This is a genomic window from Variovorax sp. P4_D9 (assembly GCF_056401695.1).
Genome location: NZ_JBFUIU010001056.1, coordinates 1 through 2,606, shown reverse-complemented (window position 1 = coordinate 2,606; position 2,606 = coordinate 1). Strand labels below are relative to the sequence as shown.

Annotated in this window: 4 protein-coding genes; 3 read left to right on the top strand and 1 reads right to left on the bottom strand. The window is 63.3% G+C overall.

Annotated features, from left to right (window positions below):
• The coding region (locus tag AC1DY5_RS50800) for a transposase (protein ID WP_478121880.1) at window positions 1–223 on the top strand (223 nt) is incomplete at its 5' end.
• 181 nt (window positions 224–404) lie between these two features.
• On the opposite strand, the gene AC1DY5_RS50795 is transcribed toward AC1DY5_RS50800, so the two are convergent.
• Window positions 405–1,319 carry a LysR family transcriptional regulator gene (locus AC1DY5_RS50795; RefSeq protein WP_478121879.1) on the bottom strand — a complete coding sequence of 305 codons (915 nt, stop codon included), beginning with the start codon at window positions 1,317–1,319 and terminating at the stop codon, window positions 405–407.
• A 408-nt stretch (window positions 1,320–1,727) separates the two neighbouring features.
• Here AC1DY5_RS50795 and AC1DY5_RS50790 point away from each other — a divergent pair, with 408 nt between their 5' ends.
• Together AC1DY5_RS50790 and AC1DY5_RS50785 are read left to right on the top strand one after the other, a co-directional pair.
• Window positions 1,728–2,165, top strand: coding sequence for a LysR substrate-binding domain-containing protein (locus tag AC1DY5_RS50790; protein ID WP_478121878.1), 438 nt, complete (start codon window positions 1,728–1,730; stop codon window positions 2,163–2,165).
• A 198-nt stretch (window positions 2,166–2,363) separates the two neighbouring features.
• Window positions 2,364–2,606: DUF4172 domain-containing protein (locus tag AC1DY5_RS50785; RefSeq protein ID WP_478121877.1), on the top strand; the 243-nt coding region annotated here is incomplete at its 3' end.

Sequence of the window (2,606 nt, the reverse complement as noted above, 5' to 3'; positions counted from 1 at the left end):
CGCTCGCGAGATCTACAAGCTTCGTGCAGCCACGGCCGAATGCGTGAACGCGCAGGCGCGCAACCGTGGACTCCAGCGTATGCCGGTGCGCGGCATGGCCAAGGTCAGGTGCGTGGTGCGGCTGTTTGTGCTGGCACATAACCTGCTGAGAATGGCCGCCCTTGCGCCCCAACTGATCGGTTGGGGCACAGGTGCGTCCGCAGCGCTCGCAAAGATCGCATAAAGGGCCCCAAAGGCGGTATGAGGGGCCGAACCGTGCCCTGAAGCGGCGCTCAGCGCCCTCGGCGAGTGCCTACGCCCTCGACTTGGCACCTCGGTGATGCTTTCGACCCAATTTGCTTCGCGAGCTTCCTGCGCGTTGCTCCGCACTGCCTTCAGCGGAAAATCGAAAGACTCTCAGCTTCTCAGTCGAGCTTCAGGTGCGGGTGCCGTTCGAACAGCGCGATCGCCCAGTCGATGAAGATGCGCACCTTCGCGCCGAGGAAGCGGTTGGGACGATAGATCGCGTGCACGGGAATCGTCGCGGTGTCCCAGTCCTGCAGCACGGGGACCAGTTGGCCCGACGCCAGCGCCGACGGCAGCATGAACGCCGGCGACTGGAGGACTCCGATACCGGCGATGCCGGCGGCGAGGTGGGCGTAGACGTCGTTCACGCAGAAGCGCGCATGCGGCGACATCCGGATGCTGTCTTCGCCCTTCATGAATCGAAACGGAATCGGCTTGCCCGTGCGGTTGGAGATCAGCCCGAGCATCCGGTGCCCGCCTTCCAGGTCCGCGGGCGTCCCGGGCGTCCCGAAGCTCGACAGATACTTCGGCGACGCACAGGTGGTCAGGCGGAATTCGCCGATGCGCCGGGCCACCAGCGATTGCTCGTCGACGAAGCCGGCGCGGATCACGCAATCGACGTTCTCCGCGACCAGGTCGGTCTGGCGGTTGATGATGCTRAATTCAAGTTCGATGTCCGGATAGGCGCGATAGAAATCTGGGAGGGCGGGGATCAGCACGTCGGTCGCGATCGCGGTCGCGACATCCACGTGCAGCCTGCCGGAAGGCTTTGCGAGCGTCTGCTTGGCCGTGGACTCGATGTCGGACAGCTCGGCGAGCAGCCGAACGACGCGCTCGTAGTAGGCGGCGCCCTCGGCCGTGACGGTCACCGAGCGCGTCGTGCGGTCCAGCAGTCGGACGCGCAGATCGCGCTCGAGGCCCTGCACGAGCCGCGTCACCGTCGGCTTCGGCAGGTCGATGGTCTCCGCAGCCTTGGTGAAGCTGCCGGCTTCGACCACGCGCACGAAGGCGCTCATGGCTGTGAAGCGGTCCATATGGGCCTTTCAGTTGGAAGAGGCGGGATGGTAGCGCTCCACGCCCGCGAGATGTCCGCTACCGCGTCGCCTCGATCGGATTGCCGTACAGCGGCGTCGCGCGAGCGTATGGCGCGCATGGTCTGCGCCGCATCCATCGGCGTCGCTCGGTTCGGAGCAACGGCGAGGCGTGGTCGCTGTCGGTGGTGTGCACGAACCGCCTGCGGGCCTGACGGCCAGTCGGCGAACCTTCAGTCTACGGGCCGCTGACGATCGAGAAGTTTGCGATGTCGCTCAAGAGGCGAGTGCGCGAGTCTATGCAGTCGACTGCACCAGCCAGAAAGCGATCGCAGCTGCGGCCGCTACCCAGCAATCTTTTCTGCATGTCGCATAAGGCCTTTCGTCGCCTTCAACGATCCAGCAGCCTGCATGTTCGGCGAGAGGATGTGCTTGTACTGGTCGCGAGCATCCGTTTTTCTCAAGGCCAGCAAGATCCAGGTGCGAGAGTGTGATTACGTGGGACTCGCGTTTCACTCCCCGAACATGGAAGCGACTCATCGATTCAATCTCCTTCGCAAGGCAACGGTAGTTAGCCAGGATGCGGTGGCCACGCTCATCCTGTCTGGACGTTACATCGGCTTTCTTCCAGATCACTATGTGGCCAGCTTCGTGCGAGATCGAACGATCAAGCGCATCGATATTCCGGAATCCACGTACGAGGTCCGCTACGTTGCCATATCGCGCCGCTCTCCAACGCCACCGCGCCTCTCAACAGTGTTCTTGGATTTGCTGAAGCAAGCTCACGGCCGAGCGCAGCCATGCCCTTGCGAGGGCAATGCACATCCAGGGCCTATATTCGCAGACTGAGGACCGATTGGATCAGGTGATGAAAAAACGCGGCCTGGGGCTGTGTAGGCGATTCGCGCCCTCTCCTTCTGCAAGCCGTCGTGAACATCCCAGGCGTTCGCGGCGCCCTCCTCCGCGAAGCGACCTTTCCCAGTCAGTGAGCCGGGAATCGTGACGTATCGGCTCAACAATTGAGCCGATACGAATAGAATGCGGCTCATGGCAAAAGCTCCCCTGAGGTTTATCTGGCACCAACCGGGCTGGCCAGGCTTGACATTTGACCCGGCGGCCGCGGGCGTCCATCTAGTGGCGGCTGCGCGCGAACAGGGGATCGTCGAAGGCAAGGCCAGCGCTGTCGGCATCGGATCAAGTGCCGAGTTTTTGACCGACGTGCTTGCCGACGAGGTGATTGCAACAGCCGCGATCGAAGGCGAGCGGCTCGCGCCCGCCTCGGTGCGCTCT

Bases quoted from the DNA above. Each gene is read 5' to 3' on its own strand.
- AC1DY5_RS50790 (WP_478121878.1), top strand. From the start codon at position 1,728: ATGTTCGGCGAGAGGATGTGCTTGTACTGGTCGCGAGCATCCGTTTTT.